Source organism: Streptomyces europaeiscabiei, from assembly GCF_001550375.1.
Taxonomy (GTDB): domain Bacteria; phylum Actinomycetota; class Actinomycetes; order Streptomycetales; family Streptomycetaceae; genus Streptomyces; species Streptomyces europaeiscabiei.
This window is the reverse complement of the sequence record NZ_LRTR01000207.1, coordinates 1-22,924: the sequence shown is the minus strand read 5'-3', so window position 1 is coordinate 22,924 and position 22,924 is coordinate 1. Positions and strand designations below refer to the sequence as shown.

At 71.7% G+C, this 22,924-nt stretch carries 22 protein-coding genes and 1 pseudogene; 15 read left to right on the top strand and 8 right to left on the bottom strand.

The window, feature by feature from the left end; all coding sequences use genetic code 11:
- The 4 genes from AWZ10_RS10105 to tsaE all read left to right on the top strand — a co-directional run.
- Positions 1–787, top strand: a 787-nt coding sequence (locus AWZ10_RS10105) for a L,D-transpeptidase (RefSeq protein ID WP_060890906.1), incomplete at its 5' end; no start/stop codon positions are given.
- 163 nt (positions 788–950) lie between these two features.
- Positions 951–2,111 (top strand): alanine racemase, encoded by a 1,161-nt coding sequence (alr, locus tag AWZ10_RS10100; protein WP_037694183.1) that lies wholly within the window; start codon positions 951–953, stop codon positions 2,109–2,111.
- A gap of 247 nt (positions 2,112–2,358) precedes the next feature.
- Complete coding sequence (locus AWZ10_RS10095; protein ID WP_046706952.1) at positions 2,359–3,606, top strand: alpha/beta fold hydrolase; 1,248 nt, start codon at positions 2,359–2,361, stop codon at positions 3,604–3,606.
- On the top strand, positions 3,572–4,096 hold the full coding sequence (tsaE, locus tag AWZ10_RS10090) for a tRNA (adenosine(37)-N6)-threonylcarbamoyltransferase complex ATPase subunit type 1 TsaE (RefSeq protein WP_079104338.1): 525 nt from the start codon (positions 3,572–3,574) through the stop codon (positions 4,094–4,096). Before AWZ10_RS10095 ends, tsaE begins: the two co-directional genes overlap by 35 nt.
- Positions 4,097–4,530: 434 nt before the next feature.
- Here the strand turns inward: tsaE and AWZ10_RS10085 are convergent, their stop codons facing one another.
- The gene (locus AWZ10_RS10085) at positions 4,531–5,091 is read right to left on the bottom strand and encodes a L,D-transpeptidase (RefSeq protein ID WP_208618475.1); all 561 of its coding nucleotides are present in this window, start codon (positions 5,089–5,091) and stop codon (positions 4,531–4,533) included.
- 124 nt (positions 5,092–5,215) lie between these two features.
- On the opposite strand from AWZ10_RS10085, the gene tsaB reads away from it, so the two are divergent.
- Genes tsaB through AWZ10_RS10065 form a run of 4 tightly spaced genes read left to right on the top strand, consistent with a single transcriptional unit; the run spans position 5,216 to position 7,779 of the window.
- Positions 5,216–5,881, top strand: a complete 666-nt coding sequence (gene tsaB, locus AWZ10_RS10080; protein WP_046709217.1) for a tRNA (adenosine(37)-N6)-threonylcarbamoyltransferase complex dimerization subunit type 1 TsaB — start codon at positions 5,216–5,218, stop codon at positions 5,879–5,881.
- Positions 5,878–6,405: a ribosomal protein S18-alanine N-acetyltransferase gene (rimI, locus tag AWZ10_RS10075; RefSeq protein ID WP_046709216.1), complete on the top strand. Its 528-nt coding sequence runs from the start codon at positions 5,878–5,880 to the stop codon at positions 6,403–6,405. Before tsaB ends, rimI begins: the two co-directional genes overlap by 4 nt.
- Positions 6,406–6,409: 4 nt before the next feature.
- Complete coding sequence (tsaD, locus tag AWZ10_RS10070; protein WP_408997517.1) at positions 6,410–7,525, top strand: tRNA (adenosine(37)-N6)-threonylcarbamoyltransferase complex transferase subunit TsaD; 1,116 nt, start codon at positions 6,410–6,412, stop codon at positions 7,523–7,525.
- 14 nt (positions 7,526–7,539) lie between these two features.
- Complete coding sequence (locus AWZ10_RS10065) at positions 7,540–7,779, top strand: hypothetical protein (protein WP_046709219.1); 240 nt, start codon at positions 7,540–7,542, stop codon at positions 7,777–7,779.
- Here AWZ10_RS10065 and AWZ10_RS53595 read toward each other — a convergent pair.
- From AWZ10_RS53595 to AWZ10_RS10040, 6 genes are all read right to left on the bottom strand, one after another.
- Positions 7,733–8,086, bottom strand: coding sequence for a hypothetical protein (locus AWZ10_RS53595; RefSeq protein ID WP_244172453.1), 354 nt, complete (start codon positions 8,084–8,086; stop codon positions 7,733–7,735). The two genes, AWZ10_RS10065 and AWZ10_RS53595, sit on opposite strands and share 47 nt — an antisense overlap.
- Positions 8,083–8,469, bottom strand: coding sequence for a PH domain-containing protein (locus AWZ10_RS53590; RefSeq protein WP_244172452.1), 387 nt, complete (start codon positions 8,467–8,469; stop codon positions 8,083–8,085). Before AWZ10_RS53590 ends, AWZ10_RS53595 begins: the two co-directional genes overlap by 4 nt.
- Positions 8,470–8,645: 176 nt before the next feature.
- A complete protein-coding gene (locus AWZ10_RS10055) occupies positions 8,646–10,970 on the bottom strand; it encodes a beta-xylosidase/alpha-l-arabinosidase (protein ID WP_060890902.1) in 2,325 nt (774 codons plus the stop codon).
- Between the two features lie 52 nt (positions 10,971–11,022).
- Positions 11,023–11,925, bottom strand: a complete 903-nt coding sequence (locus tag AWZ10_RS10050) for a carbohydrate ABC transporter permease (RefSeq protein ID WP_046709212.1) — start codon at positions 11,923–11,925, stop codon at positions 11,023–11,025.
- Positions 11,926–11,933: 8 nt separating this feature from the next.
- Complete coding sequence (locus AWZ10_RS10045; RefSeq protein ID WP_060890901.1) at positions 11,934–12,845, bottom strand: carbohydrate ABC transporter permease; 912 nt, start codon at positions 12,843–12,845, stop codon at positions 11,934–11,936.
- Positions 12,842–14,206: an ABC transporter substrate-binding protein gene (locus tag AWZ10_RS10040; protein ID WP_046709210.1), complete on the bottom strand. Its 1,365-nt coding sequence runs from the start codon at positions 14,204–14,206 to the stop codon at positions 12,842–12,844. The genes AWZ10_RS10045 and AWZ10_RS10040 overlap by 4 nt, the downstream gene beginning before the upstream one ends.
- A gap of 121 nt (positions 14,207–14,327) precedes the next feature.
- Here AWZ10_RS10040 and AWZ10_RS10035 point away from each other — a divergent pair, with 121 nt between their 5' ends.
- The 5 genes from AWZ10_RS10035 (at position 14,328) to AWZ10_RS10015 (ending at position 20,122) form a co-directional block, all read left to right on the top strand.
- The gene (locus AWZ10_RS10035; protein WP_060890900.1) at positions 14,328–15,425 is read left to right on the top strand and encodes a LacI family DNA-binding transcriptional regulator; all 1,098 of its coding nucleotides are present in this window, start codon (positions 14,328–14,330) and stop codon (positions 15,423–15,425) included.
- A gap of 374 nt (positions 15,426–15,799) precedes the next feature.
- Positions 15,800–17,167: a glycoside hydrolase family 10 protein gene (locus AWZ10_RS10030; protein WP_060890899.1), complete on the top strand. Its 1,368-nt coding sequence runs from the start codon at positions 15,800–15,802 to the stop codon at positions 17,165–17,167.
- 68 nt (positions 17,168–17,235) lie between these two features.
- Complete coding sequence (locus AWZ10_RS10025) at positions 17,236–18,303, top strand: LCP family protein (protein ID WP_046709207.1); 1,068 nt, start codon at positions 17,236–17,238, stop codon at positions 18,301–18,303.
- A gap of 127 nt (positions 18,304–18,430) precedes the next feature.
- Positions 18,431–18,787 (top strand): YciI family protein, encoded by a 357-nt coding sequence (locus AWZ10_RS10020; RefSeq protein WP_046709206.1) that lies wholly within the window; start codon positions 18,431–18,433, stop codon positions 18,785–18,787.
- A 42-nt stretch (positions 18,788–18,829) separates the two neighbouring features.
- On the top strand, positions 18,830–20,122 hold the full coding sequence (locus AWZ10_RS10015) for an RNA polymerase sigma factor (RefSeq protein ID WP_060890898.1): 1,293 nt from the start codon (positions 18,830–18,832) through the stop codon (positions 20,120–20,122).
- A 42-nt stretch (positions 20,123–20,164) separates the two neighbouring features.
- On the opposite strand, the gene AWZ10_RS10010 is transcribed toward AWZ10_RS10015, so the two are convergent.
- Positions 20,165–21,361: a THUMP-like domain-containing protein gene (locus AWZ10_RS10010; protein ID WP_060890897.1), complete on the bottom strand. Its 1,197-nt coding sequence runs from the start codon at positions 21,359–21,361 to the stop codon at positions 20,165–20,167.
- Positions 21,362–21,533: 172 nt separating this feature from the next.
- On the opposite strand from AWZ10_RS10010, the gene AWZ10_RS10005 reads away from it, so the two are divergent.
- Both AWZ10_RS10005 and AWZ10_RS52885 read left to right on the top strand, forming a co-directional pair.
- On the top strand, positions 21,534–22,550 hold the full coding sequence (locus AWZ10_RS10005; protein ID WP_199845942.1) for a polysaccharide deacetylase family protein: 1,017 nt from the start codon (positions 21,534–21,536) through the stop codon (positions 22,548–22,550).
- A 176-nt stretch (positions 22,551–22,726) separates the two neighbouring features.
- Positions 22,727–22,924, top strand: a pseudogene (locus tag AWZ10_RS52885) (hypothetical protein); the annotation flags it as partial.

Here is a 22,924-nt window from a genome sequence, read left to right as displayed (position 1 = left end):
CCGCACCCTCGTCCCCGGCGTGCCGCCCGGCCCGCACCAGCCGTGGCAGATCGACACGCCCGACCAGGTGCTGCCGCCCCGGGTGTACGCGCCCGGCGCGTCGGAGGAGGCGCTGGAACCGAGGAGCGCGGCGGCAGGGACGTACGACCTCATCGAGTACGTGCCGCTCGGCGAGGCCGAGGCGTTCGCCGGGGCCAAGGTCACCTGTACGAAGCTGACGGGGCCGTACCAGCGGCAGGTCGAGCGGTATCTGAGGCGGAAGGTGGACGGGAAGCAGTCGCGGGCCGACTGCCTCGCGATCCGGGCTTTCCAGATCGGACAGCGCATCAAGCCGGCGATCGGCTTCGCGGGGCCGGTGACCTGGGCGCGGATGCAGTTGCTGTCCGCGCGGAAGAACCCCAACGCGGCCGGGAAGTGTCCGGTGCGGACGTACCGGGTGGCGTGTGTGGATCTGTCGCGGCAGCTGACCTGGGTGCAGAAGGGGAAGAAGGTGGTGTTCGGGCCGGTGCCGATGCGCAGTGGGCGCAAGCGGTACCCGACGCGGGCGGGGTGGCACAAGGTGTACTGGAAACACAAGAACCACTGGTCGACGCTGTACAACACACCTATGCCGTACAGCCAGTTCTTCAGTGGGGGGCAGGCGTTTCACGCGGTGTACGGGTCCCTCTACACGGAGATCGGGTCCATGGGGTGCGTGAACCTGCGGCTGGCGGACGCGCGGGCGTTGTGGGGGGTTCTGAAGACCGAGGACCGGGTTTTCGTGTGGGGGAAGCGGCCCGGGAAGTGAGGCGGGTGCGGGGTGCGGGGTCCTGTGCGTTGCGGGTTGCGCGTCCGTCCTGGCGTGTCGCGCCCGCGCGGCGCAGCCGCGGAGCGATGCGCCCCGTGCCCCTGACGACCGGGCTGCGCCCGTTCGATGACGCGTCCGTGGGCTCTGAGACACTGGGGCTGACATGAGTGAGACAGCACCTCTGCGGAGCGCGCCCCTGCGGGCCCGTGCCGAGATCGATCTGGATGCCCTGCGGGCCAATGTGCGGACGTTGCGCGCGCTGGCGCCGGGCGCCGCGCTGATGGCCGTGGTCAAGTCGGACGCGTACGGCCATGGGGCGGTGCGGTGTGCGCGGGCGGCGGTCGAGGCCGGGGCGACCTGGTTGGGGACGGCCACGCCCGAGGAGGCGCTGGCGCTGCGTGCGGCGGGGCTGTCGGGACGGCTGATGTGCTGGCTGTGGGCGCCGGGCGGGCCCTGGCGCGAGGCGGTCGAGGCCGACCTGGACGTCGCGGTCAGCGGGATGTGGGCGCTGCGGGAGGTCACCGACGCCGCCCGTGAGGTGGGCCTGCGCGCGCGTGTGCAGCTCAAGGCCGACACCGGGCTCGGCCGGAACGGCTGCCAGCCCGACGACTGGCCGGAGCTCGTCGCCGAGGCGCTGCGGGCTCAGGCCGAGGGGTTCGTGACGGTCACCGGACTCTGGTCGCACCTCGCGTGCGCCGACGAGCCGGGGCACCCGTCCATCGAGGCCCAGCTCACCCGCTTCCGCGACATGGTCGCCTACGCCGAGGGTCAGGGCGTGCGCCCCGAGGTACGGCACATCGCCAACTCGCCCGCCACACTCACCCGCCCGGACGCCCACTTCGATCTCGTACGCACGGGAATCGCGGTCTACGGCATCTCGCCCAGCCCGGAGCTGGGCAGTTCCGCCGATCTCGGGCTGCGGCCCGTGATGCGGCTCAGCGCCTCGCTCGCGCTGGTCAAACACGTCTCAGGGGGGCACGGTGTCAGCTACGGGCACCACTACGTCACGCCCGGCGCCACGACCCTCGGCCTGGTCCCCGTCGGCTACGCGGACGGCATCCCCCGGCACGCCTCCGGAACCGGGCCCGTGCTGGTGGGCGGCAAGTGGCGGACCGTCGCGGGCCGGGTCGCCATGGACCAGTTCGTCGTCGACCTCGGCGGGGACGAACCCGCCGCCGGGGACGAGGTCGTGCTGTTCGGGGCCGGCGACCGGGGCGAGCCGACCGCCGAGGACTGGGCGAAGGCGGCCGGGACCATCGCGTACGAGATCGTGACGCGCATCGGAACCCGTGTTCCGCGCGTCTACGTCAACACGGGTGAGTGAGCGGGCGCGTGCGGCCGTGAGCGCGGCCCATGAGGATGTGACCACGGGTGTGCGACCGCCGGTGTGCGGCACGGGTGGGTGGCCACGGGTGTGATCCGGGGCACGTGTACGTGGGGGCATGAGCGATAGGTGCCCGAACACGAGTAAGTGAAAGACGAACAGGACTGGTGACTCCGTACGGATGTACGGAGCGCCAGCGGTAGCGGGACCGATAGCGGGATCGGCCGTCGGCGAAGAGGAGCGGGACGTGAGCGAGAGCAGCGCGGAGGCCCTGGAGGCCGTCGCGAACGCGGCCGCCGCCACGGCCGCGTCCGGCGACGGGATCTGGCGCAGAGCCGGTGTCGCGGGGGCGGCGATAGGCGTGGTCGCGGCGGGCGCTGCGGCCGGCGTCGCCATAGAGCGGCTCACCGTCGGACGCGGCATGCGCAGGAAGGCCCAGCTCGCGCTCGACTCCACCGGCCCGTACGGAGCGCTGCGCGGCACCCCCGGCAAGGCGTACGCCGACGACGGTACCGAGCTGTACTACGAGGTCGACGACGTCGAGCCGGAGGCCGGGCTCTCGCCCCGCAGACGCCGGCTCTTCGGCCGCAAGGCGCCCGCCCCCGTCACCGTCGTCTTCAGCCACGGCTACTGCCTCAACCAGGACTCCTGGCACTTCCAGCGGGCCGCGCTGCGCGGTGTCGTACGGACCGTGCACTGGGACCAGCGCAGCCACGGCCGATCGGGCCGGGGCACGGCCCAGGTGCAGGACGGGCTGCCGGTCACCATCGACCAGCTCGGGCGCGACCTGAGGGCCGTCATCGACGCGGCGGTGCCCGAGGGGCCCATCGTGCTCGTCGGGCACTCCATGGGCGGCATGACCGTCATGGCGCTGGCCGCGCACGACCCGGAGCTGATCCGCGAGCGGGTCGTCGCCGTCGCGCTGGTCGGTACGTCGTCGGGGCGGCTCGGCGAGGTCAACTTCGGGCTGCCGGTCGCCGGCGTCAACGCGGTGCGGCGGGTGCTGCCGGGTGTGCTGAAGGCGCTGGGGCAGCAGGCCGCGCTGGTGGAGCGGGGGCGGCGGGCGACCGCCGACCTGTTCGCCGGGATCATCAAGCGTTACTCGTTCGCGTCGCGGGACGTCGACCCGGCGGTCGCGCGGTTCGCCGAGCGGATGATCGAGGGCACGCCGATCGACGTCGTCGCCGAGTTCTATCCGGCGTTCACCGAGCACGACAAGACCGAGGCGCTGCCGACCTTCGCCGAACTGCCGGTGCTCGTGCTGGCCGGGGTCAAGGACCTCGTCACGCCGAGCGAGCACAGTGAGGCCATCGCCGATCTGCTGCCGGACGCGGAGCTGGTGCTCGTACCGGACGCGGGGCATCTGGTGATGCTGGAGCACCCCGAGGTCGTGACCGACCGGCTCGCCGACCTCCTCACCCGCGCGGGGGCCGTTCCGGCGGGGGCTACCGTAAGTGGTTATGGAAGCGCCAGCAGCACCGCACGTCCCGGGTGAGTCCGGGCCGTCTCTGCGGATCACCGTAAATTCCCCCGACCAGATGCTGGAGCTGGGCCGTCGCCTGGCCAAGCTCGTGCGTGCGGGCGATCTCGTGATGCTCAACGGGGAGTTGGGCGCCGGGAAGACGACCCTGACCCGGGGGCTCGGGGAGGGGCTGGGGGTGCGGGGTGCGGTCACCTCGCCGACCTTCGTCATCGCCCGGGTGCATCCCTCGCTGGTGGAGGGGCCGCCGCTCGTCCATGTCGACGCGTATCGCCTGGGCGGCGGGCTGGACGAGATGGAGGATCTCGATCTCGATGTCTCGCTGCCGGATTCGGTGATCGTCGTGGAGTGGGGCGAGGGGAAGGTCGAGGAGCTGACGGACGACCGGCTGCATGTGGTCATCCACCGGGCCGTCGGCGACACCACGGACGAGGTGCGGCATGTGACGGTCACCGGGCTGGGCGAACGGTGGGCATCCGTGGAGCCGGGTGTGCTGTCCGCGTAACGCCGGGTCGTCCGTGGCCCGGCTGTTCCGACAAGGCGTCGGCAAGATGTTGCGTCGGTCGTCCTCGGCGTGGTCACATGGTAACCAGTCCTTGGTTAGGTCTACCTAACTTGGTTCGCCGGTGGCACCAGGAGGCGTCCATGTCGACAGCGGAGCGTAAGCCGTCCGGGGCGGGCGGGGTGTCGATGCGGGACCTTCTGGCTGCGGGTGCGGCGGCGAAGGTGATCTCTACGCCCCCGGCTCCGCCCGTGGCTCCGCCGGTGAAGGTGGAGAGGCGGCGGGCTGTGTCCGAACGGTGCCCCAGGGCTGCGTAGCGCCACCGGAGGGGTGTCTCGGGTCGTGTCGCGGCCGCGGGTGCGTGGGGGCTGGTCGCGCAGTTGCCCGCGCCCCTGAAGGGCCAGGGGTCTGCCCAGCGGCTGAAAAGGTGGCGTCTTCTACTCGACCACGACGATCTTCGTGCCGATGCCCGCGAACTCCCACATCGCCTTGCCGTCCTTGCGGGCCTCTCGGATGCCGCCCGTCTTGGTGGTGGGGTCGGGCTCGGGGGTGGAGCCGTCCACCGCCGCGCTGAAGCCGATGGAGACGCCGTCGACCGTGGCGAAGCGGACGACGTTCTCGATGGGGGTGCCGTCGGAGCCGGTGACGGCGGCGGAGCGGGACGTGACCGTGTAGACGGCGGGGGTGGGGTCGACCGTGCTGGGGGTGACCTCGAAGGTGCGGGTGACCTTCTCGTTCGCGCCGACCAGCCAGACGCGGTCGTCGTCGAGGGAGTAGACGACGCGTTCGCCGGCGCCGGAGTCGTCGGGGAGGACCTCGCCGGTGTCCTTCCCCCGGTCGGCGGGGGCCTTGGACTTCGGGAGCGCCGAGGACTTGGAGGGGGACGGTTTCCCGAGGTCGTCGGGCACGTGCGCCGACGCCTGATAGGTGAGGAAACCGACTGCGGCGATGGCCGCCGCGGTGAGCCCGGCCACGAATACCGAGCTGCTACTGGCCACCTTCTGAGTCCACCTCTCGCACCCACGTACGCCTTTGAAGTACGTCTGTGCTGTGACGGTAGCAGCAGAGGGGACGTGTACCAGGTCGGCCGTGGCCCGGCCCGAAGCGCCGTAGGCTGTTTGCGTGCTCTTGCTCGCTCTGGATACCGCCACCCCCGCCGTCACCGTCGCGCTGCACGACGGGACGGACGTCGTCGCCGCGTCGAGTCAGGTGGACGCGCGTCGCCACGGGGAACTGCTGCTGCCCGCCGTCGACCGGGTCCTCGCCGAGGCGGGCACCCGCCTCGACGCCGTCACCGGCATCGTCGTGGGCATCGGCCCCGGCCCGTACACCGGGCTGCGCGTCGGCCTCATGACCGCCGACACCTTCGGCCTCGCCCTCGGGGTCCCCGTCCACGGCGTATGCACCCTCGACGGGCTCGCGTACGCGGCCGGGGCCGAGGGGACGGTAGAGGGACCGTTCGTGGTGGCGACCGACGCCCGGCGCAAGGAGGTGTACTGGGCGCGGTACGAGGACGCCCGGACGAGAGTCACCGATCCGGCCGTCGACCGGCCCGCCGAGATCGCCGACGCGGTGGCCGGACTGCCCGCCGTGGGGGCCGGGGCGGTCCTCTATCCCGACACCTTCCCGGACGCCCGAGCGCCCGAGCACGTCTCCGCGGCCGCCCTCGCGGCGCTGGCCGCCGAACGGCTCGCGGCGGGCGGGGAGCTGGAGGCGCCCCGGCCGCTGTATCTGCGCCGGCCCGACGCCCAGGTGCCCAAGAACTACAAGGTGGTCACCCCCAAGTGACGACCCCGGTGCTGCGCGAGATGCGCTGGTGGGACATCGAGCCCGTCCTGGAGCTGGAGAAGAACCTCTTCCCCGAGGACGCCTGGTCCCGTGGCATGTTCTGGTCGGACCTCGCCCACGCGCGCGGACCCCAGGCGACCCGGCGGTACTACGTGGCCGAGGATGCCGGAGGTGACGGTGACGGTGACGGCGGCGGCAGGCGGATCATCGGCTACGGGGGCCTCGCCTCCGCCGGCGACGTCGCCGACGTCCAGACCATCGCCGTCGCCCGGGAACACTGGGGCACCGGCCTCGGCGCGCTGATCCTCACCGAGCTGCTGCGGACAGCCACCACCTTCGAGTGCGCCCAGGTGATGCTCGAATGCAGGGTCGACAACGTCCGCGCCCAGAAGCTCTACGAACGCTTCGGCTTCGAGGCGATCGGCTTCCGCCGCGGCTACTACCAGCCGGGGAACGTGGACGCCCTTGTCATGCGCCTCAACGACCCTTCCGCATCCGTACAAGGAACCGAGATCAATGGCTAGGTCAATGGCTGACGAACCGCTGGTCCTGGGGATCGAGACCTCCTGCGACGAGACCGGTGTCGGCGTCGTGCGCGGCACGACACTGCTGGCCGACGCGATCGCGTCGAGCGTCGACGAGCACGCCCGCTTCGGCGGTGTGGTGCCCGAGGTCGCCTCCCGCGCGCACCTGGAGGCGATGGTCCCCACGATCGAACGCGCGCTGAAGGAAGCGGGGGTGAGCGCGAAGGACCTCGACGGCATCGCCGTCACCGCCGGGCCGGGGCTCGCGGGTGCGCTGCTGGTGGGCGTCTCGGCCGCGAAGGCGTACGCGTACGCGCTCGGCAAGCCGCTGTACGGCGTCAACCACCTCGCCTCCCACATCTGCGTCGACCAGCTGGAGCACGGGGCGCTGCCCGAGCCGACAATGGCGCTGCTGGTGTCGGGCGGGCACTCGTCGTTGCTGCTGTCCACGGACATCACGTCGGACGTACGGCCGATGGGCGCGACGATCGACGACGCGGCGGGCGAGGCCTTCGACAAGATCGCGCGGGTGCTGAACCTCGGGTTCCCGGGCGGGCCGGTCATCGACCGGTACGCGAAGGAGGGCGACCCGACCGCGATCGCGTTCCCGCGCGGGCTCACCGGGCCCCGCGACCCCGTCTACGACTTCTCCTTCTCCGGTCTGAAGACCGCCGTGGCCCGCTGGATCGAGGCCAGGCGCGCGGCGGGCGAGGACGTGCCGGTGCGGGATGTCGCCGCGTCCTTCCAGGAGGCCGTGGTGGATGTGCTGACGCGCAAGGCCGTGCGGGCCTGCCGTGATCAGGGGGTGGATCATCTGATGATCGGTGGCGGCGTCGCCGCCAACTCCCGGCTGCGGGTGCTCGCCCAGGAGCGGTGCGAGGCGGCGGGGATCAGACTCCGGGTGCCCCGGCCCAAGTTGTGCACGGACAACGGGGCGATGGTGGCCGCGCTGGGCGCGGAGATGGTGGCGCGGGGGCGCGCCGCCTCGGACTGGGACCTGTCCGCGGACTCGTCGTTGCCGGTGACGGATCCGCATGTGCCGGGGCGCGCCGCCGGGCACGGGCATACGCACGATCACGATCACGTGCACGAGGTCGCGAAGGACAACCTGTACTCGTGACGACCGTCGCGTTGATGTGGGAGGCACGGGCGGTGTCCGGGCGGGGGGAGGAGCTCCTCGCCTGGGCGCGGGCCCAGGAGCTTCCCGTACGGCCGCTGCGGCGCGAGACGCTCAGGGCGCCGCAGGACCGGGTGCTGGTCATCACGTGGTGGGACGCGGAGTACGACGCCGATCTACCCGAACTGCCGGAGCCCGGCGCGGAGTTGGTCAGTCGGGCGGTGCACCGGTGGAGGTTCGAGTCGCTGGGTGGGTGAGGCGTCGGTTCTGACGTTCGCCGACGCGGTCCAGGGCGAGGAAGAAGACGGCAAGGCAGAGCAGCGGGACGCCCCCTAGGAGCAGGAGCGTGTGCGTCGGCCGGTCGGTGAAGACCAGCACGGTGGTGAGGGCGAACATGGCGGCCGCGACGACCAGGCTCGCGATGCCCGCCCGTCGCGCTGCCTTGCGCCGTCGCGTTCCCCGGGCGATGCGCTCCTCCACCTCCGGTCGCGTCTCCAGGGACGTGAGCCCGAGCCGCAGGGCTGTGGCGCACAGGTCGGCGACCTCGGCGATCGGGTCGGTCAACCGGTACTCGTCGAGGTGCGGGAGGCGGATCCGGCGACCCTCGGTGGAGTAGAGATACCCCGACCAGCGAGGGGTGCTGCCCTTGTTGTCCTCGACCCGGATGCCGTAATGTCGGACCAGGCCCAACTGCGGGTGCGTATCACCCCGCGTACGGTGACCCCGTCGGCCGTGACGGACGTACGCGCCCGCCACTGCTCCAGCACCACCCGGCCGGCGACGGCCAGCCACGCCACCACGGCCAGCACGTCCCAGCCCGACGGCCCGAGCGTCGCCATCGCGTGCAGCGCGCCGGCGGAGACCAGCCCCGCCGCGAGCAGCGTGGTGAGGAACCCGGGCGGAATTCCCCGCCGTCTGCGGTAATCCCGCTCGATGCCGTCGCTCATGGGGCTGTTATAGCCCCTCTCCGTGAGCGTGAGGTAAGGGTGCCGCGGCGCGAACCGAGGGGGAGTGCGTGGCTGTTCGGTGGAGCGACACCACTGCCCCCGCCTCGGCCTCCGGCCCCTCCGCCCGGGCCGCCGTGTGCGTCGCGCACGCGGCGGCCCAGGCGGACTGACGGCCGTCAGCTCTCCACGGCCCGGACCTCCGTCTCGCAGTGCAACCGGCGGTCCGGGCCGACCTCGCGGACCGGGCCCGCGAGTGTCAGCCGCACCCGGTGGCGCACATCCACGCTCGACGCGGCCAACCGCAGTTCCAGGGCCCCCGGTTCGACCACCCGCCGCCCCGTACGGTCCGTGAAGGACGACACGTCCGGGTGGAAGCGGAAGGTCACCCGCCGCGCCTCACCCGGCTCCAGCTCCACGCGCCGGTAGGCGATCAGGCGTACGTCCGGGCGGGTCACCGAGGCCACCGGGTCGTGCAGGTACAGCTGGACGACCTCCGCACCCGCCCGCTCCCCCGTGTTGCGGACGGTCAGCGAGACGTCGTACGTGCCGTCCCCGTCCGTCGACAGCTCGGCGCCCTCGTCCCCGTCCCCGAAGTCCGTCCACGCGAACGTGGTGTACGAGCCGCCGTGCCCGAAGGGATACAGCGGGGTGGGGTCGATGTTGCTCGCGCCGCCCAGGAGACCCAGCGGCGGCTGGAGGTACGTCCACGGCTGGCCACCGGGCCGGTGCGGGACGCTCACCGGGAGGCGGCCGGACGGGGAGACGCGGCCCGACAGCACTCCCGCCACCGCCGGGCCGCCCTCCTCCCCGGGGAAGAACGCCTGCACCACGCCCGCCAGTTGCCCGTGCCAGCGGCCCAGCGCGTACGGGCGCCCGGTGAGCAGGAGCGCCACCACCGGCGTACCTGTGGAGATCAACGCGTCCAGCAGCTCCGCCTGGACCCCGGGCAGGCGCAGATCCTCCGCGTCGCAGCCCTCACCCGAGGTGCCACGGCCGAAGAGGCCCGCCCGGTCGCCGAGCACCGCCACGCAGACGTCGGCCTCGGAGGCTCGCGCGACCGCTTCCGGGAACCCTCCCGTGTCCGCACCGTCCACGTCGCTCCCCGCCGCGTACGTGATCTTCGCGTCGGGGAGTTCGGTGCGCAGGGACTGGAGGACGGTCGGGATCTCGATGCCCAGCGGCGTGCCGGGGTGGGCCGGGAGGACGTGGGAGGGGAAGGAGTAGCAGCCGAGCATGGCGAGCGGGTCGTCGGCGCGGGGGCCCACCACCGCGATCCTGACGTCCGGGGCCAACGGCAGTACGGCGTCGGGGTTGTCCAGCAGGACGACCGACTCCTCGGCCAGGCGGCGGGCCAGGGCGCGGTTCGCCGTCGAGTCCAGCAAGACGCGGTCGGCGGCCGGTTCCGGGGCCCAGTTCTCGTCGAGCATGCCCAGCTCGCACTTCTGGAGCAGGACCCGGCGGGCGGCCCGGTCCACCAGGGACTCCGGGATCCCACCCGCCCGTACCGCCTCCACGAGGGGCTTGCCATAGCAGCGCAGGGTCGGCAGTTCCACGTCGAGGCCCGCCGCCAGAGCCGCGTGCGCGGCCTCCGCGCGGCTGCCCGCCACACGGTGGTTCGTCTCCAGGAAGCCGATGCCGAAGTAGTCGGAGACGACCGTGCCGGTGAAGCCCCAGTCGTCGCGCAGGAGTTCGGTCAACAGATGTGGGTCCGCCGAGACCGGGATGCCGTCCGTCTCCGTGTACGCCGCCATCACCGAGCGCGCGCCGCCCTCGCGCACCGCCATCTCGAACGGGGGCAGGGTCACGTCCGCGAACTCCCGTACCCCGGCCCGTACGGGCGCGTGGTTGCGGGCGCCGACGGACGCGGCGTACCCGGCGAAGTGCTTCAGCGTGGCGACGATCCCGGCCGACTCCAGGCCACGGACGTACGCCGTGCCGACCGTGGCCACGAGGTAAGGGTCCTCGCCGATCGTCTCCTCGACCCGCCCCCAGCGCGGGTCGCGGACCACGTCCAGGACGGGGGACAGCCCCTGGTGGATACCGACGGAGGCCAGGTCGTCGCCGATCCGCCGGGCCATCTCCTCCACGAGCGCGGGGTCGAAGGTCGCGCCCCAGGCCAGGGGGACCGGGTAGGCGGTCGCGCGCCAGGCGGTGAAGCCGGCGAGGCACTCCTCGTGGGCGACGGCGGGGATACCGAAACGGTTCGCGGCCATGATGCGGCGCTGGGCGCGGGCCAGTGCCACCGCGCCCAGCGCCGGGTCCAGGGGCGCCGTGCCGAAGGCGCGGGTGAGCTGGCCGAGGCCCTGCGTGATCAGCTCGTCGAAGTTGAACGACTCCGTCATGTCCTGCTCGTCGGGTGCGATGTCCTCGCCGTTCGAATCGGCCTTCACCCACACGCCGTACAGCTGGGCGGTCTTCTCCTCCAGGGTCATCCGGGAGAGAAGGTCGTCGACCCGGGCCGCTGCGGGCAGGGCGGGGTCACGCCAAGGGGCCGTGGTCATGAAACTCCTGTCATGGGTTGGTGAGTTTCAGTGGCAACGATGCGATGGGGTGTCACTTGCCTCCCACCCCCATCAACCCGCCCACCAGCGCCCGTCGCGCCACCAGGTACACGGCGAAGATCGGGATGCCGGAGAGGACGACCGAGGCGAGCAGGGCGGGGATGTTGATGCCGAACTGGCTGACGTAGTTGAAGAGTCCGAGGGTGAGGACGCGCGGTTCGTCGGACTGGGTGAAGATCAGCGGGAAGAGGAACCCGTTCCAGGCCTGGAGCGCCGAGAAGATGACGACCGTGCTGATGCCCCCCTTGGCCAGCGGGATCGTCAGCTGGAAGAGCATCCGGAGCGGGGACGCGCCGTCCAGGGCCATCGCCTCGTACAGGTCTTCGGAGACGTCCCGGAGCGTGCCCACCAGGACCAGGACCGAGACCGGCATCGCGAAGGCGGCCGTCGGGAGGATGACGGCCAGGAGGGTGTCGTAGAGGTCGAGTTTCGCGATCAGCAAATACAACGGGACGACCACCGCCTGCGCCGGGATCGCCACACCCAGGAGGAACAGGCGGAAGGCCGCGTTCGACCAGCGGTCGCGGGTGCGGACGGTGACGTACGCCAGGGGGATGGACAGGGTCAGGACGATGCCCACGACCGACACCGCGACGATCGCCGTGTTGCTCAGCAGGTGGCCGAAGCCGCTGGTGAGGACGGTGTTGTAGTTGTCGAGGGTCGGGTTCGCGGGGGGCTTGAGGGGGTTGCCCGTCAGGGCCTTGTCGGCGCCCGTGAGGGAGGCCGACAGCATCGCGTAGATGGGGATCAGGACGATGGCCAGCCAGATGAACGCGCCCAGGCCCGCCACCGGGTTGGCGCGCCTGGTCCAGTGGCGTCGGCGGCGGGAGGCGGTCACGCGCTCGCGCGAGGGCTCGTCGGTCTTCGTGGGGCGTGCCAACGTGTCGTGTGACATTCCGGCCGTCACATCCCTTCGCGGGTGCTGCGCATGCCGCCGAAGCCCGTCAGCCGGACCAGGACCAGCGAGAGGCCGGTCGCGGCGATGACCAGGAAGGACGCGATGGCGCTCGCGTAGCCGAAGTCGTAGGTCTTGAAGCCCGCCTCGTACATCAGATAAGGCAGGATCGCGGTGTCCGTGCCGGGGCCGCCCTTGGTGAGGATCAGGACCGTCTCGAAGTACGTCAGTGAGCCGACGACCATGAGGACCGTGGACGTGGTGATCGTGTGGCGCAGCTGCGGAAGCGTGATCGAGAAGAACTGGCGGTAGCGGCCGGCGCCGTCGATGGCGGCGGCCTGGTAGAGGACGTCGGGGATCTGGCGGGCCCCGCCCTGGTAGATCAGGGTGTGGAAGGGGATGAACTGCCAGCCGCCGACGAAGACGATCGCGAGGAACGCGCCGCTCTGCGAGCCCAGGGTGTCCGCCTGGACGATGCCGAAGTTCGGGTCGAGGAGGGCGTAGAAGAGGATCGCGATGGCGGTGGAGGAGAGCAGGAACGGGACGAAGAAGACCGCCGAGAGGATCGCGCGGTTGCGTTGCCGGCCCGCCGCCCAGACGCCGAGCAGCAGGGCGATGACCGTCTGGAAGACCCAGCTGGCGACCGTCAGGACGACGGTCAGCCACAGGGACTGCGTCATACGGGGGTCGTCGAGGAGTTTTCGCCAGTTGTCGAGGCCGACCGGCTGCGGGTCGCCCAGGCCGTCCCAGCTGGTGAAGGAGAGGTACAGGGCCAGGGCCATCGGGACGACCGCGAAGAACGTGAAGAAGAGGACGCCGGGCAGGGCCCAGGCGGCGTGCGGACGGCCGGCGCGGCTCGCGAGGTGTGCCGGGCGCGCCGGTTTCCTCGCGCCGGTGGCCTTCTCGACCGTGACGGTCACTTCAGCCCCTTGCACGCCGTCACGAACTCGCTCGGCGAGGACTTGCCCGCGAACAGCTTGCCTATCTCCGTGTGCATCCTGGTGCCGAGTCCGTCGCCGAGCGCCTGGTCCCAGGAGAGCGTGAAGGCCGGGGCCTTCTGCACCATGTCGTACTGGAACTTCGCGTACTCGGGGTTGGGCGCGGAGGTGAGGAGGTCGGCCGCGTTCGACGTGGTCGGGACGTCGCCGTTGTCGATCAGAGCCTGCGCGTACGCCTGCGAGGCGCAGTCCTTCAGGAAGCCGACCGCCAGGTCCTTGTTCTTCGTACGGGAGTTGACGGACCAGTAGTTGGTGGGGTTGCCGACGACGTTGCGGACGTCTCCCGTGCCGCCCTCGACGGTCGGGAAGGGGGCCCAGCCCAGGTCCGCCTTGGCGAAGTCCGGGAACTTGCCGAGCTGCGTGGAGTACTCCCAGGAGCCCATCAGGTGCATGGCGGCCTTGCCGCGCGCGAAGACCGCGGGGGCACCGCCGTTGACGTACGACACCGAGGTGAACTTGGAGCCGAAGGCGCCGTCGTCGACGAGCTCCTTGACCAGCTCGGCGGCCTTGAGGACCGTGGGGTCGCCCCAGCCCTCGGCGTCGCCGTCCTGGATGCGCTTGAAGACCTCGGGGCCGCCGATACGGTCGACCAGGTACTCCAGCCACATCAGCTCCGGCCAGAGGTCGGAGCCGCCCAGGGCGAAGGGGGTGATCTTCGCCTTCTTCAGCTTGGCGTTGTTGTCGAGCAACTGGTCCCAGGTGGTGGGGGGCTGGAGCTTGTGCTCGGCGAAGACGGCCTTGTTGTAGAAGAGGATCACCGGTTGCATGCCGCGCATCGGGATGCCGTAGTGGCGGCCCTTGAGATCGCCCGCGGAGAGGACCGACGGCAGGAAGCCGTCCTTGAGGACCGGGTCGCCCTCGATGACGTCGGTGAGGTCGACGAGCTTGCCCGCGTCCTCGTACGGCTTGATCGAGCCGCCGCCCCAGTTGAAGAAGATGTCCGGGGCGCTGGGCGAGCCCATCGCCGTGCGGAGCTTGGGGGAGTAGTCGGAGCCGGGGACCTTCTGCAGCTTGATGGTGCCGCCGGCCTTCTTCGACGCGGCCGACTTGTTGAACCGGTCGACGCTCGCCTGCTGGACCTTCACCGCGTCGTCGCCGTACACGAACGCGGTGAGCGTCTTGCCGTCCCCGCCGCTCGCTCCGCCGCCGGAGCCGCAGGCGGTGAGGCCGGTGCCGAGTCCCGCGGTGAGCAACGAGGCTGAACCGGCGCCGAGGAACCAGCGCCTGCTGAATGGCCGGCCGCCCGCGCTGTTGCCGGTGACCTGGCCTCTGTTCTGCTCCATGACAGCACCCTTCGCGAATGTTCGGACGTGCGAATGTTTCGGATGGCACTTCGAATGTTCCGGGAACGTATGGCTGTCGAAAGGGTTCGTCAAGAGGTCGCGCAGGGATACCATCCCGCTCATGAAGCCCGCGAAGCCCGAGGAAATCCAGACAAGAGCGCGTGCGTCGCAGTCCACGCAGACCGCGACGCTCGCCGAGATCGCCCGCCAGGCCGGCGTTTCGGCTCCGACTGTTTCGAAGGTGCTCAACGGCCGCGCGGACGTCGCGCCCGCGACCCGCACCCGCGTCGAGGATCTGCTGCGCGCGTACGGCTACCGCCGCCGGCGCGCCGAGGCGAGCCGGTCCCCCCTCATCGACCTGGTCTTTCACGAGCTGGAGAGCGCCTGGGCGATGGAGGTCATCCGGGGGGTCGAGAACATCGCGCGGGAGGAGGGCCTGAGCGTCGTCCTCTCCGAGAGCGCGGGCCGGCTCACCCCCGGCCGCACCTGGGCCGACCAGGTCGCCGCGCGCCGCCCGCACGGGGTCGTCCTCGTGCTGTCCGGGCTCGACGAGTCCCAGCGCGCGCTGCTGACCAGCAGGTCCATCCCGTTCGTGGTGATGGACCCGGCCGGTGACCCCGGTGACGACGTGCCCTCGATCGGCGCCACCAACTGGCAGGGAGGTCTGGCCGCCACCCGCCATCTGGTCGAACTCGGCCACCGGCGTATCGGCGCCATCAGCGGCCCATCGCGGATGATGTGCAGCCGCGCCCGGGTCGACGGCTACCGGGCCGCCCTGGAGACCGCCGGGCTGCCGGTCGACCCGGGCCTGCTCAAGGCCGGCGACTTCCACCACGAGACCGGCTACCGGCTGGGCCTGGAACTGCTGCGCCGCCCCGACCGCCCGACGGCCGTCTTCGCCGGCAACGACCTCCAGGCGCTCGGCCTCTACGAGGCCGCCCGGGAACTGGGCCTGCGCATCCCGGAGGACCTGAGCGTGGTCGGCTTCGACGACCTGCCGGTGGCCCGCTGGGTGGGGCCGCCGCTGACGACCGTGCGGCAGCCGCTGATGGAGATGGCCGAGGCGGCGGCCCGGCTCGTCCTCGACCTCGGCCGCCAGGACGGCTCCTCGGCGGCGACCCGGGTGGAACTGGCGACGAGCCTGGTGGTGCGGAGCAGTACGGGGGTGCCACCGGCCGGCCCTGACACCGGCAGCGCCCTGGCGCCGGCCGGGTCCTGAGGCCGGCCGCGCTCTGACGTCAGCGGTCCTCTGACGCCGGCGTGCCCCGAAGTCAGCGGTGCCCGGAGGTCGGCCGCCCCGAAGTCAGCCGTGCCCTGAAGGGGCGCGGGGAACCGCGCGACCAGCCACGACGGAGCGGCGGTCGGCTGCGGACCGGACCCGGTGGACGGCTGCGGACCGGACCCGGTGGACGGCTGCGGACCGGACTCGGCGGTCGGGCGCGGACCGGACCGGCGGACGGCTGTCCGGCGCGGTCAAGCGCCGTCGGTGACCGGTGTGGCCGGAAGTTGATGTATTGACGGGGTGAGACAACCCGCTCCACACTCCTCCGCAGTCAATCGGTTACACAACCGAAACTTTCGGAGGCACCCACAATGAGAACCTCCAGATCCCCCGTGCGTTCACGTCTCGCTCCCCTCTTCACCGGCGTGGCCGCCCTCGCCGCCCTGCTCGTCGCGGCCCCCGCCGCCCACGCCGCCGACCCGCCCCTGCGCGACCTCGCCGCCGCCAAGGGCAAGGCGATCGGCACCGCGGTGACCGGCTCCAAGCTCACCGGCACCTACGGTGAGATCGCGGGCCGGGAGTTCAACTGGCTCACCCCCGGCAACGCCATGAAGTGGGGCTCCGTCGAGCCCACCCGGGGCGCGTTCGACTGGACCGAGGCCGACAGGATCGTCGACTTCGCCGAGGCCCACGACCAGGACGTACGCGGCCACACTCTGGTCTGGCACAGCCAGAACCCGAGCTGGCTCGACAACGGCACCTGGACGCCCGCACAGCTCAGCCAGCTGATGAACGACCACATCGCGCTCGAAGTCGGCCGCTACAAGGGCAGGTTGGCCGCCTGGGACGTGGTGAACGAACCCTTCAACGAGGACGGCACCTACCGTCAGACCCTCTGGTACAACGGCCTCGGCACCGACTACATCGCCCAGGCCCTGACCGCCGCCCGCGCCGCCGACCCGGCCGCCAAGCTCTACATCAACGACTACAACGTCGAGGGCGTCAACGCCAAGAGCACAGCCCTCTACAACCTGGTCAGGGACCTGAAGGCGCGCGGCGTCCCGATCGACGGGGTCGGCCTCCAGGCCCATCTGATCCTCGGTCAGGTGCCGTCGACCCTGCAGCAGAACATCCAGCGCTTCGCCGACCTGGGCGTGGACGTCGCCATCACGGAACTCGACATCCGGATGCAACTCCCGGCCACCGAGGCCAAACTGGCCCAACAGCGCACCGAGTACGACGCCGTGGTGAAGGCCTGCGTGGCCGTGACCCGCTGCACCGCCGTCACCGTCTGGGGATTCACCGACTCCGACTCCTGGATCCCGGACACCTTCCCGGGACAGGGCGCGGCGACCCCGTACGACGAGAACTACGCGCCGAAACCCGCTTACCACGGCATCGTGACGGCGCTCGGCGGCACGGTGACCGAGCCACCGGTCCCGGCCGGCTGCTCGGCCGCGTACAGCGTCGCCAACCAGTGGAACACCGGCTTCACCGGCAATGTGACGATCCGCTGTGCCGCCGGGTCCTCGCTCTCCTCCTGGCGGGTCACCTGGACGTTCGGGGCCGGGCAGCAGGTCGGCCAGGCCTGGAACGCGTCGTGCACCCAGACCGGCGCGACCGTCAGCTGCGCCAACGCCTCCTGGAACGGCGGCGTGTCGAGTGGCGGTTCGGTGAGCTTCGGCTTCAACGGCACCTGGAGCGGGAGCAACCCGGTGCCGACCGTGACACTGGGCTGAGAAGTCTGAGAATTTCCGAAGGAAAGGCGGCAGGTTATTCCTCGCCGTAACAATTCGGACGTACGTTCATGCGTGTGACTGGTGAAGGAAACGAGTGCGGGATCGACAACGGGGGCGCGGGCAGGCGGCGGCGTCGGCTGAAAATCGCCGGGTTCGCGCTCGCCGGCGTCCTCGTGCTCGGTGCGAGCGGGGCGGGCTGGGCGTTCTGGCGGCTGAACGACAACATCAAGAGCGTCGACATCAACAGCGCGCTCGGTGACAACCGCCCCGCGAAGATCCAGTCGGCGGCGTCCCCCGTGGCGTCGGCCACCGCAGAGGCCCTGCCGAGCGGCTCGCTGAACATCCTCGTCCTCGGCTCCGACTCCCGCAGCGGCAAGGAGAACGCCGAACTGGGCGGAGGTGACGAGGATTCGGGTGCCCGCTCCGACACCGCGATGGTCGTCCACATCGACGAGGGCCGCACCGAGGCGACGGTCGTCAGCATCCCCCGCGACACCCTGGTCACCCGCCCGTCCTGCCCGCTGGAGTCGGGCGGTTCGACGGCGGTGGCGTACAACGTGATGTTCAACAGCGCGTACGCGGTCGGCGGACCGATCTGCGCGGTCAAGACCGTCGAGGCGATGACGAACGTCCGTATGGACCACTACGTCGAGATCGACTTCGCCGGCTTCGCGAAGCTCGTCGACGCGCTCGGCGGTGTCACGGTCACGACGGACGAGGACATCGACGACGAGGACAGCCACCTGAAGCTGCGGGCCGGCACGCACCACCTCGACGGCGAGCAGGCCCTCGCCCTGGCCCGCACCCGCCACGGCATCGGCGACGGCAGCGACCTCGGCCGCATCGGCCTCCAGCAGAAACTGGTGAAGGCCCTGCTGGGCCAGATCTCCTCGACCGACCTCCTCGCCGAGCCCGCCCGGCTCTACGAGGTCGCCGACGCGATCACCGGCAGCCTGACGACGGACACCGGCCTGGACTCACTGACCGACCTGATCAGGCTGGGCGAGAGCCTGAAGGGCCTGTCCTCGGACGCCACGAAGACCGTGATGATGCCGGTGGTCACGGCCCCCTACGACAGCAACCGGGTGGTGGCGGACGAGCCGGAGGCGAGCGAGCTGTGGGAGTCGCTGACGTAGCGAGTCGGGGGTGGCGGAAGAAGACCTCCACGAAAATCTGCGGGCCGTGTCGATCCGAGGTGCAGCCGTTCGACGCGTGGGTGAGAGTCGGGGAGAAACCCCGGCCGCCGATGCACCTGGAGTCACCATGCCGCGCTATCTGTCGATGGTCCGGATCGACGAGAAGACCGCCCCCGCCGAGGGCCCGAGCCCCGAGCTGATGCAGCGGATGGGGGATCTGATCGAGGAGATGACGAAGGCCGGGGTGCTGCTGGACACCGCAGGGCTGACCCCGACCGCGCAGGGCACGCGGGTGCACTGGGAGAGCGGGAAGGTCTCCGTCACCGACGGGCCGTTCACCGAGTCCAAGGAGGTCGTGGGAGGGTACGCCATCCTCCAGGCCAAGGACATGGCCGAGGCGATCGAGTGGACCAAGCGGTTCCTGAAGGTGCACGAGGAGCACTGGACGGTGACGTGCGAGGTGCGGGAGATCATGGAGGGCTGAGCTGCTTGGCGGGGGCGCTCTCCGGGTGTCTGATGGTGGGCTGTGACCCCACAGCCCACCGCCGCCGGCCGCACCCCCTCCGGCCCCGCCCCCGACCCCGGCACCGCCATCGAAACCGTCTTCCGCATGGAGTCGCCCCGGCTCATCGCCGCCGTCGCGCGCATCGTGCGGGACATCGGGATCGCGGAGGAACTGGCTCAGGACGCGCTGGTCGCGGCACTGGAGCAGTGGCCGAGGGACGGGGTGCCGGACAACCCGGGGGCCTGGCTGACGGCCACGGCCAAGCACCGGGCGATCGACCTCGTGCGCCGCCGGGAGCGGTACACGCGCAAGCTCGCCGAGGTGGGCCGGGACATGGAGGCGGCGGGGCCGTATCTCGACCGGCCGTCCGACCCGGACGACATCGACGACGACCTGCTCCGTCTCGTCTTCACGGCCTGCCACCCCGTGCTCTCCGCCGAGGCCCGCATCGCCCTCACCCTCCGCCTCCTCGGCGGCCTGACCACGCCCGAGATCGCCCGCGCCTTCCTGGCCCCCGAGACGACGATCGCCCAGCGCGTCGTCCGCGCCAAGCGCACGCTGGCGACGAAGAACGTCGCCTTCGAAGTGCCGTACGGCCCCGACCGCGAGGCCCGCCTCGACTCCGTGCTCGAGGTCATCTACCTGATCTTCAACGAGGGGTACGCGGCCACAGCCGGCGACGATCTGCTGCGCCCCGCCCTGTGCGAGGACGCCCTCCGGCTGGCGCGCGTACTGGCGCAGCTGATGCCCAAGGAACCCGAAGTGCACGGCCTGGTGGCCCTGCTGGAGCTCCAGGAGTCACGGGCCGCCACCCGCACGGGCCCGACCGGCGAACCGGTCCTGCTCAAGGACCAGGACCGCCGCCGCTGGAACCGCCTCCTGGTCGCCCGGGGCTTCACCGCTCTCGGCCGCGCCACCGCCTGCGCGACGGGCGCCCCCGGCCCGTACGCCCTCCAGGCCGCCATCGCCGCGTGCCACGCCCAGGCGTACACCTACGAGGAGACGGACTGGCCGAAGATCGCCACCCTGTACGCCCTGCTGGCCGTCCGTGCCCCGTCGCCCGTGGTGGAGCTGAACCGCGCGGTCGCCGTCTCCATGGCCGAGGGCCCGGGCCCCGCCCTGGAGATCGTGGACAGCCTCGCCGCCGAGCCCGCCCTGCGCGACTACCACTTGCTGCCCAGCGTGCGGGGGGACCTGTTGCGGCGGTTGGGCCGCACGGAGGAGGCCCGCGCCGAGTTCGTACGGGCGGCCGGGCTGGCGCGCAACGAGCGGGAGCGGGCGTTGCTGCTGGCGCGGGCGGAGGAAGGGGCCTGAGGGGGCATGAGGGGGCGTGAAGGGGCGTGAGGGGACTGCGGGTCAGGCGGGGTGCCCGATCAGCATCGTCGGCGCTCCCGCGACCCGGGTCAGGAAGACCGTCGCCGAGTTGCGGCCCTGGGGCTTGACCTTCTTGCGCAGTTCCTCCGGCTCGACGGCCGACCCCCGCTTCTTCACGGTCAGGATGCCGACCTCGCGCTCCCGCAGCAGGGCCTTCAACTTCTTGACGCCGAAGGGGAGTTGGTCGGTGATCTCATAGGCGGTGGCGTACGGCGTGACGTGGTGCTCGTCGGCGGTGATGTAGGCGATCGTGGGGTCGATCAGCCCGCCCTCCAGGTCCTCGGCGACCTCGGCGACCAGGTGGGCGCGGATGACGGCGCCGTCGGGCTCGTACAGGTACCGGCCGACCGGGCGGACCTGGGGGTCGGGCAGCATGGTGGCGGGCGAGGCCCAGATGCCGGCCCCCGAGGGCAGCAGCATCGCCCGCCGTGACCCCGGCGTCCCGCCCCCGCGGAACCACAGCACGGCCTCCTTCACATCGCCGCCGTCCGAGATCCACTCGGCCTCGGCCTCCGGGGGGATCGCCTCGTGCGGGATGCCGGGCGCGATCTTCAGCACGCCGAGCGGGGCCTTGAGGGCGGCCGACACGGCCCAGGACAGGGGCGGGGAGTAGGCCTCCGGGTCGAAGATCCGGCCGCGCCCGGAGGACCGCCGGGCCGGGTCGACGAACACGGCGTCGTACCCGGCCGTGTCCACCTCCGTCACATCCGCCTCGCGCACCTCGATCAGATCGGCGAGGCCGAGCGCGTCGGCGTTGGCGCGGGCCACCGCCACCGTCAGCGGGTCGTGGTCGACGGCCAGCACGCGGATCCCGGCGCGCGCGAGGGCGATCGCGTCCCCGCCGATCCCGCAGCACAGGTCGGCGACCGACCGCACGCCCAGCGCGTGGAAGCACTCGGCCCGGTACGTCGCCACGGTCGTCCTGGTCGACTGTTCGACCCCGTTCGGTGTGAAGAACATCAGCCCCGCGTCCGTCGCGCCGAACTTCGCCGCCGCGCGCTGCCGCAGGCGTGCCTGGGCGAGGGCCGCCGACACGAGTGGCGCCGGGTGGTCGCGGCGCAGCCGGGTCGCCACGGCCAGCTCCCGCGCCGGTTCGGTGTCGCGCACCTCGTCGAGGAGGGCGCGGCCCTCGGGGGTGAGGAGGGGGGCGAGGAAGGTGGCGGGGTCCTGGGCGTTCACCGGGCCATTGTCGGTCAGGGGGAGGGGGTGCGGGGCGGGGAGGGGTGGCACGGGGGGTGAGCGGGAGGGGCTGGGGAGCGAGGCGGTGGTGTGGGCCAGTCGGTGGATGATCGGGGGCCGGTGGCGGTGTCGGGGGTGGTGCGGAGGGGCCGTCCTGTGAGGATGAGGCGCCATGCGACTCGTACGACAAAATGATGGAAAGAGTGCGAAGCGGGCGAGTTTCAGGAGGGGGAGCGGCGGTGTCCGGGGCGGTGTCGCCTTGCTCGCCGCCGCGGTCATCGTGTCCGGGTGTGCCGGAGGCGGCGGGGGCGTGGCGGGGGGTGGTCCCGAGGAGGCGCCGGAGCAGGGTGCTGCCGAGCGGCGGGGTACCGCGGAGCCGGCCCATGGCCAGGAGCGCGGGCAGAGACCCTTCGACGCGCCCGGCGCCCGCGCCCTCGACGCGTACGCCGGGAAGTTGCGCCGGGCGCACACCGCCCGGGTCGCCGTCGCGAAGCGCTGGGGGCTGGCCGAGGTGCCGCTGCTCGCACCCGCGCCTCCGGCGGAGAAGCCGGCGCTCAGGACGCGTCGGGGATTCGAGGTCGACGGCCATGAGGAGGAAGGACTCCCCCCGGTCTTCACGACCGTTCCCACCCGCCACAAGGTCGTCTTCCTCACCATCGACGACGGCGCCGAGAAGGACCCCGCGTTCCTGCGGATGATGAGCGAGCTGAACATCCCGTACACCGCCTTCCTCAGCGACTACCTGGTCAGGAAGGACTACGGCTACTTCGAGCGGATGCGGGACCGTGGCGTCGCCCTCAACAACCACACCCTCAACCACCGCCACCTGCCCGCCCTCTCCTACGCCGCCCAGAAGCGCGAGATCTGCGGCATGCAGGACGTGATCGAGCAGCGGTACGGCAAGCGGCCCACACTCTTCCGGCCGCCGTACGGGAGTTACGACCGGGACACCCTCCGTGCCGCCAGGGCCTGCGGCGTCGAGGCCGTCCCCCTCTGGAACGAGGAGGTCTTCGTCGACCGCTGGGACTACCGCGAAGGGGACCGCGAACTCCGCCCCGGCGACATCGTCCTCAGCCACTTCCGGGGCAAGGACGACTGGAACGGCACCATGCCCGACATGGTCCGCCGCTTCCTGGACCTCGCCACCGCCGAGGGCTACGCGGTGGCGAGGCTGGAGGACTACCTGTGAGGGGCGGCGGGGGACGCCGGGTGAGCCGGGCGCGGGAAGGGCGTCGGGCGCGGGGAGAGGACGAGGCGTCGGGGGGACGTCCGGCGCGGGGAAGGCGTGCGGCGCGGGGGGAACGCCGGGTGAGCGGAGGGCGTGGGACCCGGCGAGAGCGGGTGGTGCGCCGGGGGGCGTGCGTGGTGACAGCTCGTACGCCGGTCGCCCGCGCCCTGGCCGCCCTCTCCGCTCTCACGGCCCTCGCCGTACTGCTCCTCGCCGGGTGCACAGGCGATCCCGCCGGCCGGGCGGCCCGGGCCGAGGGACCCGGGGCCGAAGCGGCGGAGCAGGACCGACGGCCGGCGCAGGTACCGAGGCCGCCATCGGCTCCGGCCACCCGG

Coding starts and splice junctions, on each gene's coding strand:
- alr (WP_037694183.1), top strand. CDS start 951: ATGAGTGAGACAGCACCTCTGCGGAGCGCGCCCCTGCGGGCCCGTGCC.
- tsaE (WP_079104338.1), top strand. CDS start 3,572: ATGGAAGCGCCAGCAGCACCGCACGTCCCGGGTGAGTCCGGGCCGTCT.
- tsaD (WP_408997517.1), top strand. CDS start 6,410: ATGGCTGACGAACCGCTGGTCCTGGGGATCGAGACCTCCTGCGACGAG.
- AWZ10_RS10065 (WP_046709219.1), top strand. CDS start 7,540: ATGTGGGAGGCACGGGCGGTGTCCGGGCGGGGGGAGGAGCTCCTCGCC.
- AWZ10_RS53590 (WP_244172452.1), bottom strand. CDS start 8,469: ATGAGCGACGGCATCGAGCGGGATTACCGCAGACGGCGGGGAATTCCG.
- AWZ10_RS10055 (WP_060890902.1), bottom strand. CDS start 10,970: ATGACCACGGCCCCTTGGCGTGACCCCGCCCTGCCCGCAGCGGCCCGG.
- AWZ10_RS10050 (WP_046709212.1), bottom strand. CDS start 11,925: ATGTCACACGACACGTTGGCACGCCCCACGAAGACCGACGAGCCCTCG.
- AWZ10_RS10040 (WP_046709210.1), bottom strand. CDS start 14,206: ATGGAGCAGAACAGAGGCCAGGTCACCGGCAACAGCGCGGGCGGCCGG.
- AWZ10_RS10035 (WP_060890900.1), top strand. CDS start 14,328: ATGAAGCCCGCGAAGCCCGAGGAAATCCAGACAAGAGCGCGTGCGTCG.
- AWZ10_RS10030 (WP_060890899.1), top strand. CDS start 15,800: ATGAGAACCTCCAGATCCCCCGTGCGTTCACGTCTCGCTCCCCTCTTC.
- AWZ10_RS10025 (WP_046709207.1), top strand. CDS start 17,236: ATGCGTGTGACTGGTGAAGGAAACGAGTGCGGGATCGACAACGGGGGC.
- AWZ10_RS10020 (WP_046709206.1), top strand. CDS start 18,431: ATGCCGCGCTATCTGTCGATGGTCCGGATCGACGAGAAGACCGCCCCC.
- AWZ10_RS10005 (WP_199845942.1), top strand. CDS start 21,534: ATGCGACTCGTACGACAAAATGATGGAAAGAGTGCGAAGCGGGCGAGT.